The organism is Nonomuraea sp. LP-02 (genome assembly GCF_036289125.1).
GTDB lineage: Bacteria > Actinomycetota > Actinomycetes > Streptosporangiales > Streptosporangiaceae > Nonomuraea > Nonomuraea bangladeshensis.
Window position 1 is genome coordinate 3,370,291 of the sequence record NZ_JAXCLK010000001.1, and the last position, 15,400, is coordinate 3,385,690.

Below are 15,400 nucleotides of genomic sequence, written 5' to 3' on the forward strand. Positions count from 1 at the left end.
GTGGACGCTGACGCCGTGGTGGTCGGCTCCGGGCCCAACGGGCTCGTCGCCGCCGTCACGCTGGCCCGCGCCGGACGCCGGGTGCTGCTGCTGGAGGCGGCCGACCGGTTCGGCGGCGCGCTCCGCTCCGGTGAGCTGACCCTGCCCGGCCGGGTGCACGACTTCGGCGCGACCGTCATGGCGATGGCCCTCGCCTCCCCCGCCTTCCGCGGGCTGGAGCTGAAGGGCGTGGAGTTCGTCCATCCAACCGTGCCCGCCGCCCATCCGCTGGACGGCCGCCCGGCGGTGCTGGTGCACCGCGACCCCGTACGCACCGCGGCGGGGCTCGGCCGCGACGGGCGTGCCTGGCTGGCGACCGTCGGCGCGACCGCGCGGGCCGGGCTGCCGCTGGTGGAGCTGCTGCTCAAGCCGCTCGGGCCGTGGGGCGGCGTGCCGCCGGCGGCGTTCGCGGGGGCGGCGGCGTTCGGGGCGGCGGCGCTGCTGCCCGCCACCACGTTCGCGCGGCGGGCCTTCCGCACGACGGAGGCGCGGGCGGTGCTCGCCGGCATGGCCGCGCACTCCGTCCTCGACCTGCGCTCCCCCGTCAGCGCCGGCTACGGCCTGCTGCTGGCGTCCCTGGCCCACTCGGTGGGCTGGCCGCTGGTGCGGGGCGGGTCGCAGGTGCTGGCCGACGCGCTGGTGGCCGAGCTGCGCGCGCTGGGCGGCGAGGCCGTCACCGGGCACCGGGTGCGGCGGCTGGCCGAGGTGCGCGCCCCCGTGGTCGTGCTCGACGTGACGCCCCGGCAGCTGCTCTCCATGGCGGACCTGCCGGCCGGCTACCGGCGGCGGCTGGAGCGCTACCGCTACGGCCCCGGGGTGTTCAAGCTCGACTGGGCGCTGGACGGGCCGGTGCCGTGGCGGGATCCGGCGGTCGCCGGGGCGGGCACGGTCCACCTCGGCGGGACGCTGGAGGAGATCGCGCTCAGCGAGGCGGAGGCGGCCGCCGGGCGGGTGTCGCCGCGGCCGTACGTGCTGGTGGTGCAGCCGTACGCGGCCGACCCGACGCGGGGCGGGCACACCCTGTGGGCCTACTGCCACGTCCCGAACGGCTCGCGCGCCGACCTGACCCGCGCCGTCGAAGCCCAGATCGAGAGGTACGCCCCCGGCTTCCGCGACCGAGTGCTGGCCCGGCACGCCATGGGCCCGGCCGAGCTGGAGGCGTTCGACCCCAACCTGGTGGGCGGCGACATCTCCGGCGGGCTGTCCAGCCTCACGCAGTTCCTGCGCCGCCCGGTGTGGTCCCCGGCGCCGTGGCGCACCCCGCTGCCGGGGGTGTTCCTGTGCTCGGCGTCCACGCCGCCGGGCGGCGGGGCGCACGGCATGGGCGGCTGGCAGGCCGCCCGGCTGGCCCTGCGCCCCTGACCGCGGGGCTCAGCCGGCCTGTGTACGAGGTGAGGCCGCCATCTCCTCGGCGACCGCCGCGGCGAAGGCGTCCACGTCGGCCTCGGTGGTGTCGAAGGCGCACATCCAGCGGACCTCGCCGGTGGCCTCGTTCCAGGTGTAGAAGCGGAAGCGCTTCTGCAGGCGCTCGGTGACGTCGGGCGGCAGGACGGCGAAGACCGCGTTGGCCTCGACCGGCCGGGGCAGGACGACGCCGGGGATGTCGCGGACGGCGTCGGCCAGCCGCCGCCCCATGGCGTTGGCCTGGCGGGCGTTGCGCAGCCACAGGTCGCCGGCGAGCAGCGCCTCGAACTGCGCCGAGACGAAGCGCATCTTCGACGACAGCTGCATGAACGTCTTGCGGATGTAGTCGACGCCGCTCGCCGCCTCGGGGTTGAGCACGACGACGGCCTCGCCGTACAGCAGCCCGATCTTGGTGCCGCCGAAGGAGAGCACGTCCACGCCGGCGTCGGTGGTGAGCGCCCGCATGGGCACGTCGAGTGCGGCGGCGGCGTTGGTGAGGCGGGAGCCGTCGAGGTGGACGAGCAGCCCCCGCTCGTGGGCGTGCGCGCAGAGGGCGGCGAGCTCGCCGGGTGTGTAGAGGGTGCCGAGCTCGGTGGTGTTCGACACCGACACCACGCGCGGCTGCGCGCGGTGCACGTCGCCGAAGCCCCACGCCTGCCGGTCGACCAGCTCGGGGGTGAGCTTGCCGTCCGGCGTGGCCACGGGCAGGAGCTTGATCCCGGCCGTGACCTCGGGGGCGCCGCCCTCGTCGGTGTTGATGTGGGCGGTCTCGGCGCAGATGACCGCCTCCCACGGGCGGGTCATCGCCCGCAGGGAGACGACGTTCGCGGCGGTGCCGTTGAAGACGGGCCACGCCTGCGCCTGCTCGCCGAAGTGGCGGCGGAAGACGTCCTGCAGCGCCTCGGTGTAGGCGTCCTCGCCGTAGGCGATCTGGTGGCCGCCGTTGGCCGTGGCGATGGCCTGCAGGATCTCCGGGTGGACGCCGGCGTAGTTGTCGCTGGCGAACGCCTTGAGATGGGGGTCGTGCCGGGGGATCAAGAGGTGAGGTCCAATCGGGTGCCGTTGAGCTCGGCGGCGGGGCGGTCGTAGAGTCCGCCGATCGCCGCGGCGAGGTCGTTGACGTCGGTGAAGCCGGCGAAGCGGGCCTGCGGCTTGGCGGCCCGCATGGCGTCGTTGACGAGGGCCTTGACGACGAGGACGACGGCCGCCGAGGAGGTGCCGGACAGCGCGTCGGCCAGGGAGAGCGTCCACGCCTCCGCCGCCGCCTTGGCCGCGGAGTAGGCCGCGCCGCCGGCGGACGGCTTCTCGGCGGCCTTGGCCGAGACGATCACGAAGCGGCCGTTGTCGCTGCGGCGCAGCAGCGGCTCGAAGGCCAGCGAGACGTGCTGGAGGGTGCGGATCAGCAGGTCGTGCAGCGCGTCCCAGTCGTCGAGCGAGGTCTCGGCGAAGGAGGCGGACCCGCGCCAGCCGCCGACCAGGTGGACCACGCCGTCGACGCGGCCGTGCTCGCGCTCGACGCGCTCGGCGAGCCGCTGGACGGCGGCGCGGTCGAGCAGGTCGACGTCGTCCTTGTCGACGCCGATGACGGTGTGGCCGTCCTTGCGGAAGTGCGCCGTCACGGCCTCGCCGGTGGGGCCGCCGGCCCCCGTCACCAAGATGATCATGCGCGCAGCCCCTTAGTCGATTCGACGACGTCCGTCAGCTTACGACGCAGTGCCTCGTAGAACATGCTCAGGGGGAACTCGTCCGGCAGGACCGCGTCCACCTTGGCCTTCTGCTCCTCCGGCAGCGCCGCGACGCCCTTGGCCCAGACGGACGCCGGGTGCGGGGCCACGTAGGCGCTGACCAGCTCGTGGGCGGCCAGCCAGTGGGCGAGCTTGGACCGGTCGATGCTGTCGCGGTAGAGCTTCTCCACCTCGCCGCGCAGGTCGGCCACGCCGTCGGCGACGCGCGCCCAGTCGATCGACAGCCGGTTGTCGGTCCAGCGGATGACGTCGTTGCGGTGCAGGTAGGCGAACAGGAGCTGGCCGCCGAGCCCGTCGTAGTTGCGCACCCGGTCACCGCTGATGGGGAAGCGGAACAGCCGGTCGAACAGGACGGCGTGCTGGACGTAGCGGGCGTGCGGCACGCCCTCGCGCTCCAGCTTCACCGCCTCGCCGAACGCGGTCAGGTCGCAGCGCAGCTCCTCCAGCGAGTACAGCCAGTACGGCATCCGCTGCTTGATCATGAACGGGTCGAACGGCAGGTCGCCGTGGCTGTGCGTACGGTCGTGGACGAGGTCCCACAGCACGAAGGTGTCCTCGGCGAGCTGCTGCGAGGCCAGCAGCCGGGCGGCGTCCGGCGGCAGGTCCAGCTTGAGCGTCTCGGCCGCCGCCGCCGAGACCCGGCGGAAGCGCGCGGCCTCGCGGTCGGCGAAGATGCCGCCCCAGGTGAAGCGGGCCGGCGTCTGCCGCACCGCGACGGTCTCGGGGAAGAGCACGGCCGAGTGGGTGTCGTAGCCGGAGGTGAAGTCCTGGAAGGCGATCGGCACGAACATCGGGTTGTCGTAGCCGCCCGCCTCCAGCCGGGCCAGCCAGTCCGGCCAGATCGTCCGGATCCAGACGGCCTCCAGGTTGCGGCTGGGGTTGCCGTTCTGGGTGTACATCGGGAAGACGACCAGGTGCTCCAGTCCGTCCACGCGCTGGGTGTCGGGGTGGAACAGGTCGAGCGAGTCGAGGAAGTCGGGGACGCCGAGCCCGGACGCGGCCCACGTGGCGAGGTCCGCCCGGACCGCCTCCAGGTACGCGGCGTCGTGCGGGAAGTGCGGCGCCAGCTCGCCGACGGCGGCGCCGATGCGCTCGACCAGCACGGCGGCCCGCTCCTTGGCCTCCTCCGGCACCGAGCCGTCCTTGACCTGCAGCGGCCGCAGCTCCTCCACGATGTCCTTGAGCCGGCCGAACAGCTCCGCCTTCGCAGCGTCGCGGGCGCCGGCCGCCGCGCGGTCCTCGGGGACGCGGGCGGCCCAGGTGACGACGTTGCCCCAGAGGACGCGGTGGTCGTAGTCGTCGATCGAGTCGTCGCCGAACAGGTCGGAGTCGGCGAACGCGACGACCCTGCCCTGCCCGTGCCGCACGGCCACCGCGAGCGGCGCGCCCGCCGGGTCGGCCGTGGCGGAGGTGGTGAACAGCACCGTGGCGTCGCGGCCCGGCTCCACGGTCAGCACGCCGCTGCGGTAGAAGCAGGCGTCCCGCACGCCGGCGAGCAGGCCGCCGGCGGTGGCGCGCTCGGCGCGTACCCAGGTGGCGACGCCCTGGTGGGCGTGGCCGGGGTCACGGACCGTGGTGTGGCCGACGCCGAGGCCGAAACGGGCGAGCAGGTCGTGCAGGTTGTTGCCGTACTTGTCCTGCTCCTCCTCGGCCAGCACGACGAGCCCGCCGCCGGCGGCCACGTACGCCTCGACGGCGTCGAGCTCCTCGGCGGACAGAACGGGGCTGCCCTGGCCGGTGGTGCGCTCCCAGCGCTCGCCCGAGGGGTGCGCGATGACCAGCACGTCCTGCTCGGCGAGGACGTCAGGTTGGAGCGTTCCCGTGGTGCGGGCGGTCACCGTGTGCCCGAGATGGCGCAGCAGCTCCGCCGCCCGCGCGTAGCTGTTGTCATCGGGATGGGCGGGGTTGATGGCCTCGGCCACCTCGCGCCGCACGGTCCACGACTCGCTGTGGGCCTCGTCGAACAGCACCCGGGGGAACGCGCGCATGAAATATCTCCTGTATCGACCGCCTTATGCCGAAAAATATACACATATGGGGTGACGTCTGCATACAACCTCAGGCCGCGCCCGGCCGGACGACCCCCGACTCGTACGCGAACACCACCGCCTGCGCCCGGTCGCGCAGGGACAGTTTCATGAGCACCCGCGCCACGTGCGTCTTCACCGTCGCCTCCCCCACGAACAGCTCGCCCGCGATCTCGGCGTTGGTCAGGCCGCGCGCCAGCAGCCGCAGCACCTCCAGCTCGCGCGGCGTCAGCTCGCCCAGCATCGGCGACGGCTTCGGCTCGGCCCGCCCGGCGAACGTGGCGATCACCCGGCTGGTCACCGCCGGGTCGAGCAGCGCGTCGCCCGCGTGCACCACCCGGATGGCCTCCAGGAGCTGCTCCGGCGGCGAGACCTTCAGCAGGAACCCGCTGGTGCCGGCGCGCAGCGCCGCGTAGAGGTTCTCGTCGGTGTCGAACGTCGTCAGCGTGATGACCTTCGGCGGCGACGGCGTGTCGAGCAGCTCCTTGGCCGCCGACAGCCCGTCCAGCCGGGGCATCGAGATGTCCATGAGGACGATGTCCGGGCGCGTGCGCCGCGCCACGGAGATCGCCTCCCGCCCGTCGGCCGCCTCGCCGACGACTTCCATGCCGGGGTCGCTGTCGACGACCATGCGCAGCCCGGCCCTCACCATCGCCTGATCGTCCGCGATGACTATGCGTATGCCCACAGCCGGAGGGTAGACTCCGGGCATATGCCTTGAATACCCAGGTCAAGCCGGGCACAAGTCAGTTCCAAGTCACGAGACCCGCTCATGAGACCTGGATGCTCTGTCTGAAGCGGGCCTGGGTCGCGTCGTCGCAGTTCGACTTGGCGCAGAAGTACATCACGAGCATGTTCTTGGGCTGCCGGGCGATCACGTAGCTGACGAAGCCGAGCCGCGCGCCGCTCGACTGGTCGATGATGGAGCCGTCGAAGCGGGTGGCCGGCTTGTTGCCCGCCTGGTCCTGCACCGGCTTGCCCACGTCGACCGTGCCGGGCAGCAGGGAGTCCATCTTGGCCTTCATCGAGTCGGAGTCGCCGGCCGGATCCAGGGTGTCGGAGATCTGCACGTACACGCCGGAGGCGCCCTCCGGGTCGTCGGCGATCACCTGCGAGATCGCCGACCAGTCGGCGCCGGGACCGGCCACGAACAGCGACTCGAACTCCGTCGCGTGCGGCGAGGCCACGGCGAACAGGTCCCGGTGGGTGCGCGCCGTCCAGTCACCGGGGTAGTCGAAGGCGACCGGCGCGGCCGGGCTGGGCTGGTAGCGGGTCCAGGTGTCGCCGCGGTGGCTGAAGACGATGAACGCCACCAGCGCCAGCGCGGCGACGGCGGCTACCAGCGTGACCGCCACGATCGGCACCCGGCCGGGGCGCTTGCCACGGGCGGCGGGCCTGGTGGCCGGCGCGGGGGCGTAGGTTCCCGGGCTGGGGTGCGGGCCGGACGGCGGGCCTCCGTACGGATAGGAGTGCGGCCCGGACGAGCCCGGCACGGAGTGCGGGCCCGAGCCAGGCCCCGCGCCCGGGATCGAGCCCGGGATCGAGCCCGGATTTGAACGCGGCCCGGAGGAACCGGGCACGGAGTAAGGGCCGGAGTGCGGGCTCGTCCCGGGGCGCGGCACCAGGCCGCCGCCCAGCAGCGCGTCGGGGTCGGCCTGGGGGCCGCTGATCGCGTCGCGGAGCTCGGTGACGAACTCGGTGCAGGTGGCGTAGCGCTGCTCGGGCGCCTTGGCCAGCGCCCGCGTCATCACGGCGTCCACCTGCGGCGGCAGCTCGGGCCTGATGTGCGTCAGCGGCACGGGCTGCTCGGCGAGGTGCGCCCAGAGCAGCGCGATGTCGTTCTCCCGCTGGAACGGCAGCCGCCCCGACAGCGCCTCGTAGACCACGCAGGCCAGCGCGTACTGGTCGCAGCGCCCGTCGATGTGCTCCTTGTTGATCTGCTCGGGCGACATGTACCGGGGCGTGCCGATGAACTGGTCGGTCTGGGTCAGCCCGGAGATGGACGAGCGGTGCTTGGTGATGCCGAAGTCGGTGAGGTAGACGTGGTCGCCGGCCAGCAGGATGTTGGCCGGTTTGACGTCGCGGTGGATGAGGTCATGGGCGTGGGCGGCGTCGAGCGCGGCGGCCACCTGCGCGAAGATGCGGTTGGCCGGGCCGAGCGGGAGCGGCCCCCGGTCGTGGATGAAGCGGCGCAGGTCGAGGCCGTCCACGTAACGCATGGCGATGTAGAGCACGCCGTCGGCGTCGGCGTTGGCCTCGTAGATCGGGATGATGTTGGGGTGCTCGATGCTGGCGACGGTCCTGGACTCCAGGATGAACCGCTGCCTGAACCGGTCGTCGACGCTGAGCACCGGGTTGAGGATCTTCAGCGCGACGCGGCGGCTCAACCGGGGGTCGAGCGCCAGGTAGACGACGGCCATGCCGCCCTTGCCGACGACGTCCTCGATGTAGTACCCGGCCACCTCCTGGCCGATGAGCGATCTGTCGTTCAAGTGCATCACGTCTCGATGGGGTGACCGCAGTAGCCGCAGAAGCGGTGGCCGGCGCCCAGCCTCATGCCACAGGAAACGCAGTACTTCATCGGGCCCTCCTGCGCCGTCAGCACCTGCTGCTGCTGCGGGACCACCTGGAACGGCTGGGAGCGCCGGACGACGACGGTCTGGTTGGCGCCTTCGTCGAACGCGGGGCCGGTCGCAAGCGGTGGCGGCAGTTCTTCCGTACGTCTGTCAGGAGCGCGGCGGCGCCACAGCAGATACGCCCCGCCGCCCGCGGCGAGGAAGAGCGCGCCCGCCGCCACCAGGAACGGCCACAGCGGCCGGGAGGAGGAGGCCGGGGGCGCGGCGAGCTGCTTGGTGCCCTGGTCCTCGGGGCCGCCGCGCTTGGCCAGCGTGGTCTTGAGCAGGTTGGCGGCCACCACGTCGCCGGGGTAGAGCTCCAGCACGCGCTGGAAGCCCGGCGCGGCCTCGGTGTAGTACTTGGTGTGGTAGCGGGCGAGCGCCGCCTCGAACGCGGTGTCGATGGCTCCGCGGCGCGGCGTCACCTTGGCCTGGGTGAGGACGTTCAGGACCTCGCGGACCCCGAGCATCTTGCCTTCCTTGCCGCCGCCGATGAGCAGGCCGATGACGTGGCCGTCCTTGTCGCCGATGACCGGCGCGCCCACCATGCCCTTGTCGGCCATGGCGCCCAGCTCGACCGGCTCGTCCACCTTCTTCTCCGGGTCGGCGAACGGCCGGCCGTTCTGGCCCTTGCCGCCGCCCTGCCCGAGGTGGGCGATCGTGACGCTGTGCTGGACGTCCGGGCCGGGGCGGCCGAGGAAGCCCGCGATGTTGGTGGGCGAGCCCACCTGGTCGGGCACCTTGTCGGCCAGCGGCGCGGTCGGCATGCCGACGCCGGTCGCGGGGGTCAGCGGCACCAGCACCGCGGGGTCGTCGGGGTCGGGGCCGGCCTTGATGCACTTGACCTTGTAGCCGTCGGCGCTGGCCGGGGTGACGTTGGGGTACGCGGTGATCTCGGTCGTGACGTCGATGATGCAGGTGGCGGTGTCGGTCTTGGGCGGGTAGCACTCCTGCAGGTGGTGGTTGAGCTGGTCGTCGGAGAGCTTGTGCTTCTTGTAGTCGGCCGGGATCTTCACCTTGTGGTGCTCGGCGAAGATCCGGTTGGCGGCGTAGACGGCGACGTCGTCGGGGTTGACCGCCAGGCGGCGGAGGCCGACGACGGTGCCGTCGGGGTTGACGACCGTGCCGGTGCCCGAGGCGAAGGGGATGTCGTAGGACCGCTCCACGTGTTTCAGCTCGCCGATGTGGTCGAGCAGGGTGATCTCCACGTGGGAGACCGCTTCCAGGCGCACCACGGCGGGGGTGACCAGGTCCGTGATGCCGCTGGGGTGGTCGTGGGCCGCGACCGGCGCGGCGGTCAGGAACACCGCTGCCGCCATCGCCGCGAGGGCACCGAGAAGAGCTGTGAGGCGCGCCATCTCTCCGCTCCCAACACAAGGACTAGGACCAGCGTCCCAATCACCCGTCGTAAGTCAATAGACCACTACGTAGACAAGCGCTTGCTAGGGGGCGTAGCGTACCCGGGTGGCCTACTCGATCGGCGTCGATGTCGGCGGCACCTTCACCGATGTGGTCCTTCGAGATACGTCCGGCGCGATTTCCGTGGCCAAGTGCTTGAGTACCCACTACGACCCCATCGCGGGAATCGTGGCGGGCGTTACGCGGGCCCTCGGTGACCGGGATCCCGCGCAGGTCACGCGGGTGGTGCACGCCACGACGCTGGCCACCAACGCGGTGCTGGAGCGGACCGGCGTACGTGTCGCCTATGTCACGACTCAGGGCTTTCGTAGCGTCGTGCCGCTCGGCCGTTACGCCCGCGTCGAGGAGGACCGCTACGACCTCCGCTTCACCCCGCCCCCTCCCCCGGTCGCGCCCGAGGACTGCTTCGAGGTGACCGAGCGCGTCTCGGCGCGCGGCGAGGTCCTGACGCCCCTCGACGACGCGTCCGTACGCCGGGTCGCCGCCGAGATCGCCCGGCGCGGCATCGGCTCGGCCGCCGTGTGCCTGCTGCACGCCTACGCGAACCCCGCCCACGAGCGGCGGGTCGCGGAGATCCTGCGCGCGTCGGTGCCGTCGGTGGTGACCAGCTCGGAGGTGTGGCCGGAGATCCGCGAGTACGAGCGCGCCACCACCACCATCATGTCCGCCTACGTCGGCCCGCTCATGGCCTCCTACCTGTCCCGGCTGCGCGAACGGCTGGCCGCGCTCGGGATCCGCGCGCCCGTCCACGTCATGGAGTCCGGGGGCGGCGTCGTCTCCGCCGAGCTGGCCGCGCGGCGGGCGGTGGCCACGATCGAGTCGGGGCCGGCGGCCGGGGTGCTGGCGGCGGCCGGGGCCGGGTTCGCCGACGCGATCTCGTTCGACATGGGCGGGACCACCGCCAAGGCGTGCGTGGTGCGCGGCGGGCGGCCGGAGATCACGCACGAGTTCCACGTCGGCGGCAAGGGCAGCTTCGGCGGGCGGCGGGCGGGCACCGGCGTGCCGATCAGGACCCCGGCCATCGACCTGGCGGAGGTGGGCGCGGGCGGCGGCAGCGTGGCCTGGCTGGACCCGGCGGGAACGCTGCGCGTCGGGCCGCGCTCGGCCGGGTCGTCCCCGGGCCCCGCCTGCTACGGGCTGGGCGGCGCGGAGCCCACGGTCACGGACGCCAACCTGGTGCTTGGCTACCTCTCCTCCGCCTCGATCCCGCTGACGCCGGCCCTCGCGGAGGAGGCGCTCGACCGGCTCGCCGGGCCGCTCGGCGTGGCGCGGGAGGAGGCGGCGCGGGCGGTGCACGAGATCGTGAGCGCCGCGATGGCCTCCGCCGTGCACGTCGTGACCGTGCAGCGGGGCATCGACCCGCGCGGCTTCGCCCTGGTGGCCTTCGGCGGGGCGGGGCCCATGCACGCGGCGCGGGTGGCCGAGCGGTTCGGGATCGCGACGGTCGTGGTGCCCGCCCACTGCGGGGTGGCCTCGGCGGCGGGGCTGCTGGCCGGCGACCTCGCCACCGAGCGGGTCCGTTCCCGGCTGGACGCGGGCGACCCCGAGCCGATCTTCGCCGGGCTCGTGGCGGAGGCGGCGGCCGATCTGGGGGTGTCGCCGGCGGATCCGGAGGTGCGGGTGGAGCGGTCGGTGGACGTGCGCTTCCTCGGCCAGTCGCACGACCTCACGGTGGCCTGGTCGCCGTCCCGCGACGAGCTCGCCGCCCGTTTCGCCGCGCGGTACCGGCAGGTGTACGGGATCGCGCAGCGCGGCGAGATCGAACTGGTCGGCTACCGCGTCCGGATCACCGCCCCCGCGTCGGCCCGCGCCCATCCGCCGTCCGCTCCCGTGGCGCGCTCCGGCGCGGCCGGGAGTCGCAGGGCGTACTTCGCCGAGTGCGGCGGTTATGTCGAGGTTCCCGTGCACACCCGGGCGAGCCTGCCGGAGCGGCTGCCCGGTCCGGCGATCGTCGAGGACGCCGAGTCCACGATCGTGGTCCCGCCCTCCTGGACCGCCGCCCCCGCCCCCGCCGGCGCGGTCCACCTCACCCGGGGAGGCCGCGCGTGAGCGACGCCCTGACCGCCGAGGTGCTGCGCAACGCGCTGGTCGTGGCCGCCGAGGAGGCCAGCATCGTCGTGGTGCGCTCGGCGTACTCGACGTTCATCGTGGAGGGGTCCGACGCCTCGGCGGCCGTCCTGGACGCCCGCGGCCGGCTGGTCGCGCAGTCCATGGCCACCACGCTCATGAACAGCATGGCGCTGCGCACCGCGCTGCCCGAGCTGCTCGCCGACCTCCCGCCCGAGACGATGCGGCCCGGCGACGTGTACGCGCTCAACGACGCCTACCGGGGCGGCGTCCACACCAACGACCTGCTGGTCTACCGGCCGGTGTTCGTCGGGGGCGCGCCGGCGTACTTCACCGCCACCATGATCCACGTCTCCGACCTCGGCGGGCTGTCGGCGGGCGGCATGGCCCCGCTGGCCACGGACATCTTCCTGGAGGGCCTGCAGCTCCCGCCCGTCCGCCTGGCCACCGAGGCGGGACTGGACCCGGCGATCGAGGCCGTGCTGCGGGCCAACAGCCGCACCCCGGACAAGGTCATGGGGGACGTCCGCGCGCTCGTCGCCGGGACGGCGGTGGCCGCCGCCCGCCTGGAGGCGCTGCTGGCCGAGCACGGCGAGAAGGGGCTGGCGGCGGGCATCGAGGACTACCTCGACCACACCGAGGCCCGCACCCGCGCCTCGCTCGCGGAGTTGCCCGAGGGGCGCTACGCGGCGGCGTACCCGATCGACGACGACGGGATCGACCTCGGAAGGACGCACGACGTGCGGGTCACGGTCACCCTCGGGGAGGGCCGCGCCGTGCTCGACTTCGCCGGCACCGGCCCGCAGGTGCCGGCCGCGATCAACGCCTCGGCCTCGCAGTCGCTGGCCGCCGCCGTCTTCGCGATCCGCTGCTTCCTCGACCCGGCGATCCCCATGAACGACGGCTGCCTGCGCGCGATCGAGGTCCGCCTGCCGGAGGGGTCGCTGCTGAACGCCCGCTCGCCGTACCCGTGCGGCGGCCGGTACGTCCCGATCTACGCCGCCATGGAGGCCGTGTTCCAGGCGATGTCGGACGCGGTGCCCGAGCGCGCGATCGCGGCCAGCGGGATCCTGCAGCCGTTCTCGATCGCGGCGGTGGGGGCGCCGTACTGGATCCACCTCGCCTACGACTTCGGCGGGGTGGGCGCGCGGCGCGGGCTGGACGGCCCGGACGCGACCGGCGTGCACTTCGGCGTCGGCCGCAACTCGGTGCCGCAGGCCGAGCCCGTGGAGAGCCGCTGCCCGCTCGTCGTGGAGTCCATCGAGACGGTCCCGGACTCGGGCGGTCCTGGCCGGTGGCGGGGCGGGCTCGGCTCGCGCACGGTCTACCGTTTCCTCGCCGACTGCCATGTCACCACCCGGGGCGACCGCCTGCGCCTGCCTCCCCCGGGTCGCGACGGCGGCCTGCCCGGCCGGCTCGGCGGCTTCTACCGGCGGCGACGCGACGGCAGCACGGAACGGCTCGCCTCGAAGGTGAACAACGTGCGTTTCGCCGCCGGGGAGGCATTCGTGGTGGAGACCACGGGCGGCGGCGGCCTCGGCCCGCCCGCCGAGCGGGACCGGGAGGCGGTCCGCGCCGACCTCGCGGCGGGCCGGGTGACGGCGAGGGGCGCGGCCGAGGACTACGGTCTCGACCCGTCCGCCGGGGTGAGGTGACGCAGCCGCCACGCCTCGGCGCCGCGCCGGACCGCGGTGTGGACGGCACGCGCGGCCCGCGCGCCCCACTCCGAGCGCGGCCCGCCGAACAGTTCCTGTGGCCCGCCGGCGGGCACGGCCACGCAGACCGCGTCGGAGGCCGTGCCCGTGCCCGCGTAGCCGGTCTCGACCAGCGCCTGGGTCTTGGCCTCCGTCACCGTCATCACCAGGTTGACCAGGGCGGCGTCGGTCATGGCGACCGGCAGCGCGGCCACGATGTTGACGGTGCCGACCCTGACCGGGGCCAGCTCGGGATCGGCGGCGCCGTCGGGCGCGGCGGCCCAGGTGGGGACGCGCAGCCCCACGGTCGCCCAGGCGTCCACGCCGCCGTCGGACGACTGGACATAGCGGTCCACGGAGGCGGCGGTCATCATCCCGACGCCGGCGCCGCCCGGACCTAACGACGTCAGGTGCTCGATCGGGTCCATGCGCGCGTACCCGGCGACGACCTGGGCGTTCAGCACCCACTCGCGTTCGCCGATGCCGCCGCCGAGCACGGCCGAGGAGATCATCCGCCAGCCGGGCCCGAACTCCCACAGCAGCGCCCCGAGCCGCGTCCCCTCCTCCGTGCGGTACGTCAGCTTCACGACCCACTCCTCACCAGGTGCACGACCGGCCGGCCGTCCGGCCCCGGCTCGATCTTCACATGGGCGCCGAAGTGCCGTCCCACGAGTTCCTCGGTCAGCACCTCGGCGGGCAGGCCGGAGGCGGCCGCCCGGCCGGCGGCGAGCAGGAGGAGCGCGTCGGCGTACAGGCCGGCCACGGTCAAATCGTGCAGGGTCGTGACGACGGTGAGGCCGTCGGCCCTGCGCAGCCGGTCCACCAGCTCCAGCACCTGCTGCTGGTGGCCGAGGTCGAGCGCGGTGGTCGGCTCGTCGAGCAGCAGCACGGGGGCCTGCTGGGCGAGCGCCCTGGCCAGCACCACGCGCTGGCGCTCGCCGCCGGACAGCTCGCCGACCCGCCGCCCGGCCAGCTCCGACAGGTCGAGCCTGGCCAGCACGGACGCGGTCACCTCCCGGTCGTGGCCGCTCTCGCGCCCCAGGTAGGGGATGTACGGCGTCCGCCCCAGCAACGCATAGTCGAAGACCGACATGTCGGGCGGCAGGGACGGCGTCTGCGGCGCGTACGCGACCAGCCTGGCCCGCGCCCGCGGCTTCAGCCCGGCCGCCGGCCGCCCGTCCAGCAGCACCTCGCCCCCGTGCGCGACCAGCCCCATCACGGCCTTGAGCAGGGTGGACTTGCCGGCCCCGTTCGGCCCGATGACGGCCACCCACTCGCCCTGGCGCACCCGCATGTCCACGTCGCGGACGACGTCCCGCTCGCCGAGCCGGACGGTCACCCCCCGGGTCTCGATCACGTCTCCGCCCGCCGCGTCATCCTGAGCACCCCGACGAAGAAGGGCGCTCCCACGAACATCGTCACCACGCCGATCGGCAGCTCGGCCGGGGCGATCACGGTGCGCGCCACGAGGTCGGCGAGCACCAGGAAGGCCGCCCCGCCGAGCAGCGACATCGGCAGCACGATCCGGTAAGAGCCGCCCGCCAGCCGCCGCACCACGTGCGGCACAACGATGCCGACGAACCCGATCAGCCCGCTCGCCGCCACCGCCGCCGCCGTGGCGAGCGAGGCGGCGAGCAGCACGATCAGGCGTACCCGGGCGGCGGCCACGCCCAGGCTGACGGCCTCCTCGTCGCCGACGGACAGCACGTCCAGCATCCGCCCGTGCAGCAGGAGCAGCACGGCGGCGACCACCGCGTACGGCAGCACCAGCCAGAACTGCTCCCATCCGCCGCCGACGTCGCCGAGGATCCAGGAGTAGATCCGCTGCAGTTCCTCCACCTTGAACTGCTGCACGAACGTCTGGATCGCGGTCAGGAACGACGTCACCGCCACCCCGGCCAGCACCAGCGTGGCCATGCCGCCGGAGCGCCCGGCCGTGTTCCCCAGCGTGTACGCCAGCAGCACCCCGCACACGGCCCCGGTGAAGGCCGCGACCGGGACGCCGACCGTCAGCGCCGGCAGCACGACGATGGCGAGCGTGGCCGCGAGCCCCGCCCCGGCCGCCGCCCCCAGCAGGTAGGGGTCGGCGAGCGGGTTGCGGAACACGCCCTGGTAGCCGGCCCCCGCCAGGGCGAGCAGCCCGCCCACGACGGCGGCGACCAGCACGCGGGGCAGCCGCAGCTCGTACAGCAGGCCCTGCTCGACCGGCGTGAGCCCCGAGTCGACGTGCACGAACGGCAGCCAGTCCACCGCCTGGAGCACCACCTGCCAGGGCGACATGTCGGCCGCCCCGCCGAGCAGCCCGGCGACCATGGAGACGGCCAGCACGCCGAGGGCGCCCGCCAGCCACAGGGGTCGGGCCCGCGACGGGCCGGCCTGTCCCGTCATGG

Annotated in this window: 12 protein-coding genes; 3 read left to right on the forward strand and 9 right to left on the reverse strand. The window is 73.8% G+C overall.

From position 1 onward, the window contains the following. Window positions 1-1,401, forward strand: coding sequence for a phytoene desaturase family protein (locus SMD20_RS15705; protein ID WP_329581079.1), 1,401 nt, complete (start codon window positions 1-3; stop codon window positions 1,399-1,401). 9 nt (window positions 1,402-1,410) lie between these two features. On the opposite strand, the gene SMD20_RS15710 is transcribed toward SMD20_RS15705, so the two are convergent. From SMD20_RS15710 to SMD20_RS15735, 6 genes are all read right to left on the reverse strand, one after another. Continuing rightward, the gene (locus SMD20_RS15710; protein WP_329581082.1) at window positions 1,411-2,481 is read right to left on the reverse strand and encodes a threonine aldolase family protein; all 1,071 of its coding nucleotides are present in this window, start codon (window positions 2,479-2,481) and stop codon (window positions 1,411-1,413) included. Further along, a complete protein-coding gene (locus SMD20_RS15715) occupies window positions 2,478-3,107 on the reverse strand; it encodes an SDR family NAD(P)-dependent oxidoreductase (protein WP_020546263.1) in 630 nt (209 codons plus the stop codon). Before SMD20_RS15715 ends, SMD20_RS15710 begins: the two co-directional genes overlap by 4 nt. Beyond that, window positions 3,104-5,176 (reverse strand): DUF6421 family protein, encoded by a 2,073-nt coding sequence (locus SMD20_RS15720; RefSeq protein ID WP_329581086.1) that lies wholly within the window; start codon window positions 5,174-5,176, stop codon window positions 3,104-3,106. The genes SMD20_RS15715 and SMD20_RS15720 overlap by 4 nt, the downstream gene beginning before the upstream one ends. A 70-nt stretch (window positions 5,177-5,246) precedes the next feature. Beyond that, window positions 5,247-5,903: a response regulator transcription factor gene (locus SMD20_RS15725; RefSeq protein WP_329581088.1), complete on the reverse strand. Its 657-nt coding sequence runs from the start codon at window positions 5,901-5,903 to the stop codon at window positions 5,247-5,249. 82 nt (window positions 5,904-5,985) lie between these two features. Continuing rightward, complete coding sequence (locus SMD20_RS15730) at window positions 5,986-7,713, reverse strand: serine/threonine protein kinase (RefSeq protein WP_329581091.1); 1,728 nt, start codon at window positions 7,711-7,713, stop codon at window positions 5,986-5,988. Beyond that, complete coding sequence (locus SMD20_RS15735; RefSeq protein ID WP_329581094.1) at window positions 7,713-9,188, reverse strand: zinc ribbon domain-containing protein; 1,476 nt, start codon at window positions 9,186-9,188, stop codon at window positions 7,713-7,715. The genes SMD20_RS15730 and SMD20_RS15735 overlap by 1 nt, the downstream gene beginning before the upstream one ends. Window positions 9,189-9,294: 106 nt before the next feature. On the opposite strand from SMD20_RS15735, the gene SMD20_RS15740 reads away from it, so the two are divergent. Together SMD20_RS15740 and SMD20_RS15745 are read left to right on the forward strand one after the other, a co-directional pair. Next, window positions 9,295-11,298, forward strand: coding sequence for a hydantoinase/oxoprolinase family protein (locus tag SMD20_RS15740; RefSeq protein WP_329581099.1), 2,004 nt, complete (start codon window positions 9,295-9,297; stop codon window positions 11,296-11,298). Beyond that, complete coding sequence (locus SMD20_RS15745; RefSeq protein WP_329581102.1) at window positions 11,295-12,971, forward strand: hydantoinase B/oxoprolinase family protein; 1,677 nt, start codon at window positions 11,295-11,297, stop codon at window positions 12,969-12,971. Before SMD20_RS15740 ends, SMD20_RS15745 begins: the two co-directional genes overlap by 4 nt. Here the strand turns inward: SMD20_RS15745 and SMD20_RS15750 are convergent. Genes SMD20_RS15750 through SMD20_RS15760 form a run of 3 tightly spaced genes read right to left on the reverse strand, consistent with a single transcriptional unit; the run spans window position 12,938 to window position 15,398 of the window. Beyond that, window positions 12,938-13,597: an adenosylcobinamide amidohydrolase gene (locus SMD20_RS15750; RefSeq protein WP_329581105.1), complete on the reverse strand. Its 660-nt coding sequence runs from the start codon at window positions 13,595-13,597 to the stop codon at window positions 12,938-12,940. The genes SMD20_RS15745 and SMD20_RS15750 overlap by 34 nt on opposite strands. Beyond that, window positions 13,594-14,367 carry an ABC transporter ATP-binding protein gene (locus SMD20_RS15755; protein WP_329581108.1) on the reverse strand — a complete coding sequence of 258 codons (774 nt, stop codon included), beginning with the start codon at window positions 14,365-14,367 and terminating at the stop codon, window positions 13,594-13,596. The genes SMD20_RS15750 and SMD20_RS15755 overlap by 4 nt, the downstream gene beginning before the upstream one ends. Next, window positions 14,364-15,398 carry a FecCD family ABC transporter permease gene (locus SMD20_RS15760; protein ID WP_329581110.1) on the reverse strand — a complete coding sequence of 345 codons (1,035 nt, stop codon included), beginning with the start codon at window positions 15,396-15,398 and terminating at the stop codon, window positions 14,364-14,366. Before SMD20_RS15760 ends, SMD20_RS15755 begins: the two co-directional genes overlap by 4 nt. Window positions 15,399-15,400 lie beyond the last annotated feature (2 nt).

Coding starts and splice junctions, on each gene's coding strand:
- SMD20_RS15715 (WP_020546263.1), bottom strand. CDS start 3,107: ATGATCATCTTGGTGACGGGGGCCGGCGGCCCCACCGGCGAGGCCGTG.
- SMD20_RS15720 (WP_329581086.1), bottom strand. CDS start 5,176: ATGCGCGCGTTCCCCCGGGTGCTGTTCGACGAGGCCCACAGCGAGTCG.
- SMD20_RS15730 (WP_329581091.1), bottom strand. CDS start 7,713: ATGCACTTGAACGACAGATCGCTCATCGGCCAGGAGGTGGCCGGGTAC.
- SMD20_RS15735 (WP_329581094.1), bottom strand. CDS start 9,188: ATGGCGCGCCTCACAGCTCTTCTCGGTGCCCTCGCGGCGATGGCGGCA.
- SMD20_RS15760 (WP_329581110.1), bottom strand. CDS start 15,398: ATGACGGGACAGGCCGGCCCGTCGCGGGCCCGACCCCTGTGGCTGGCG.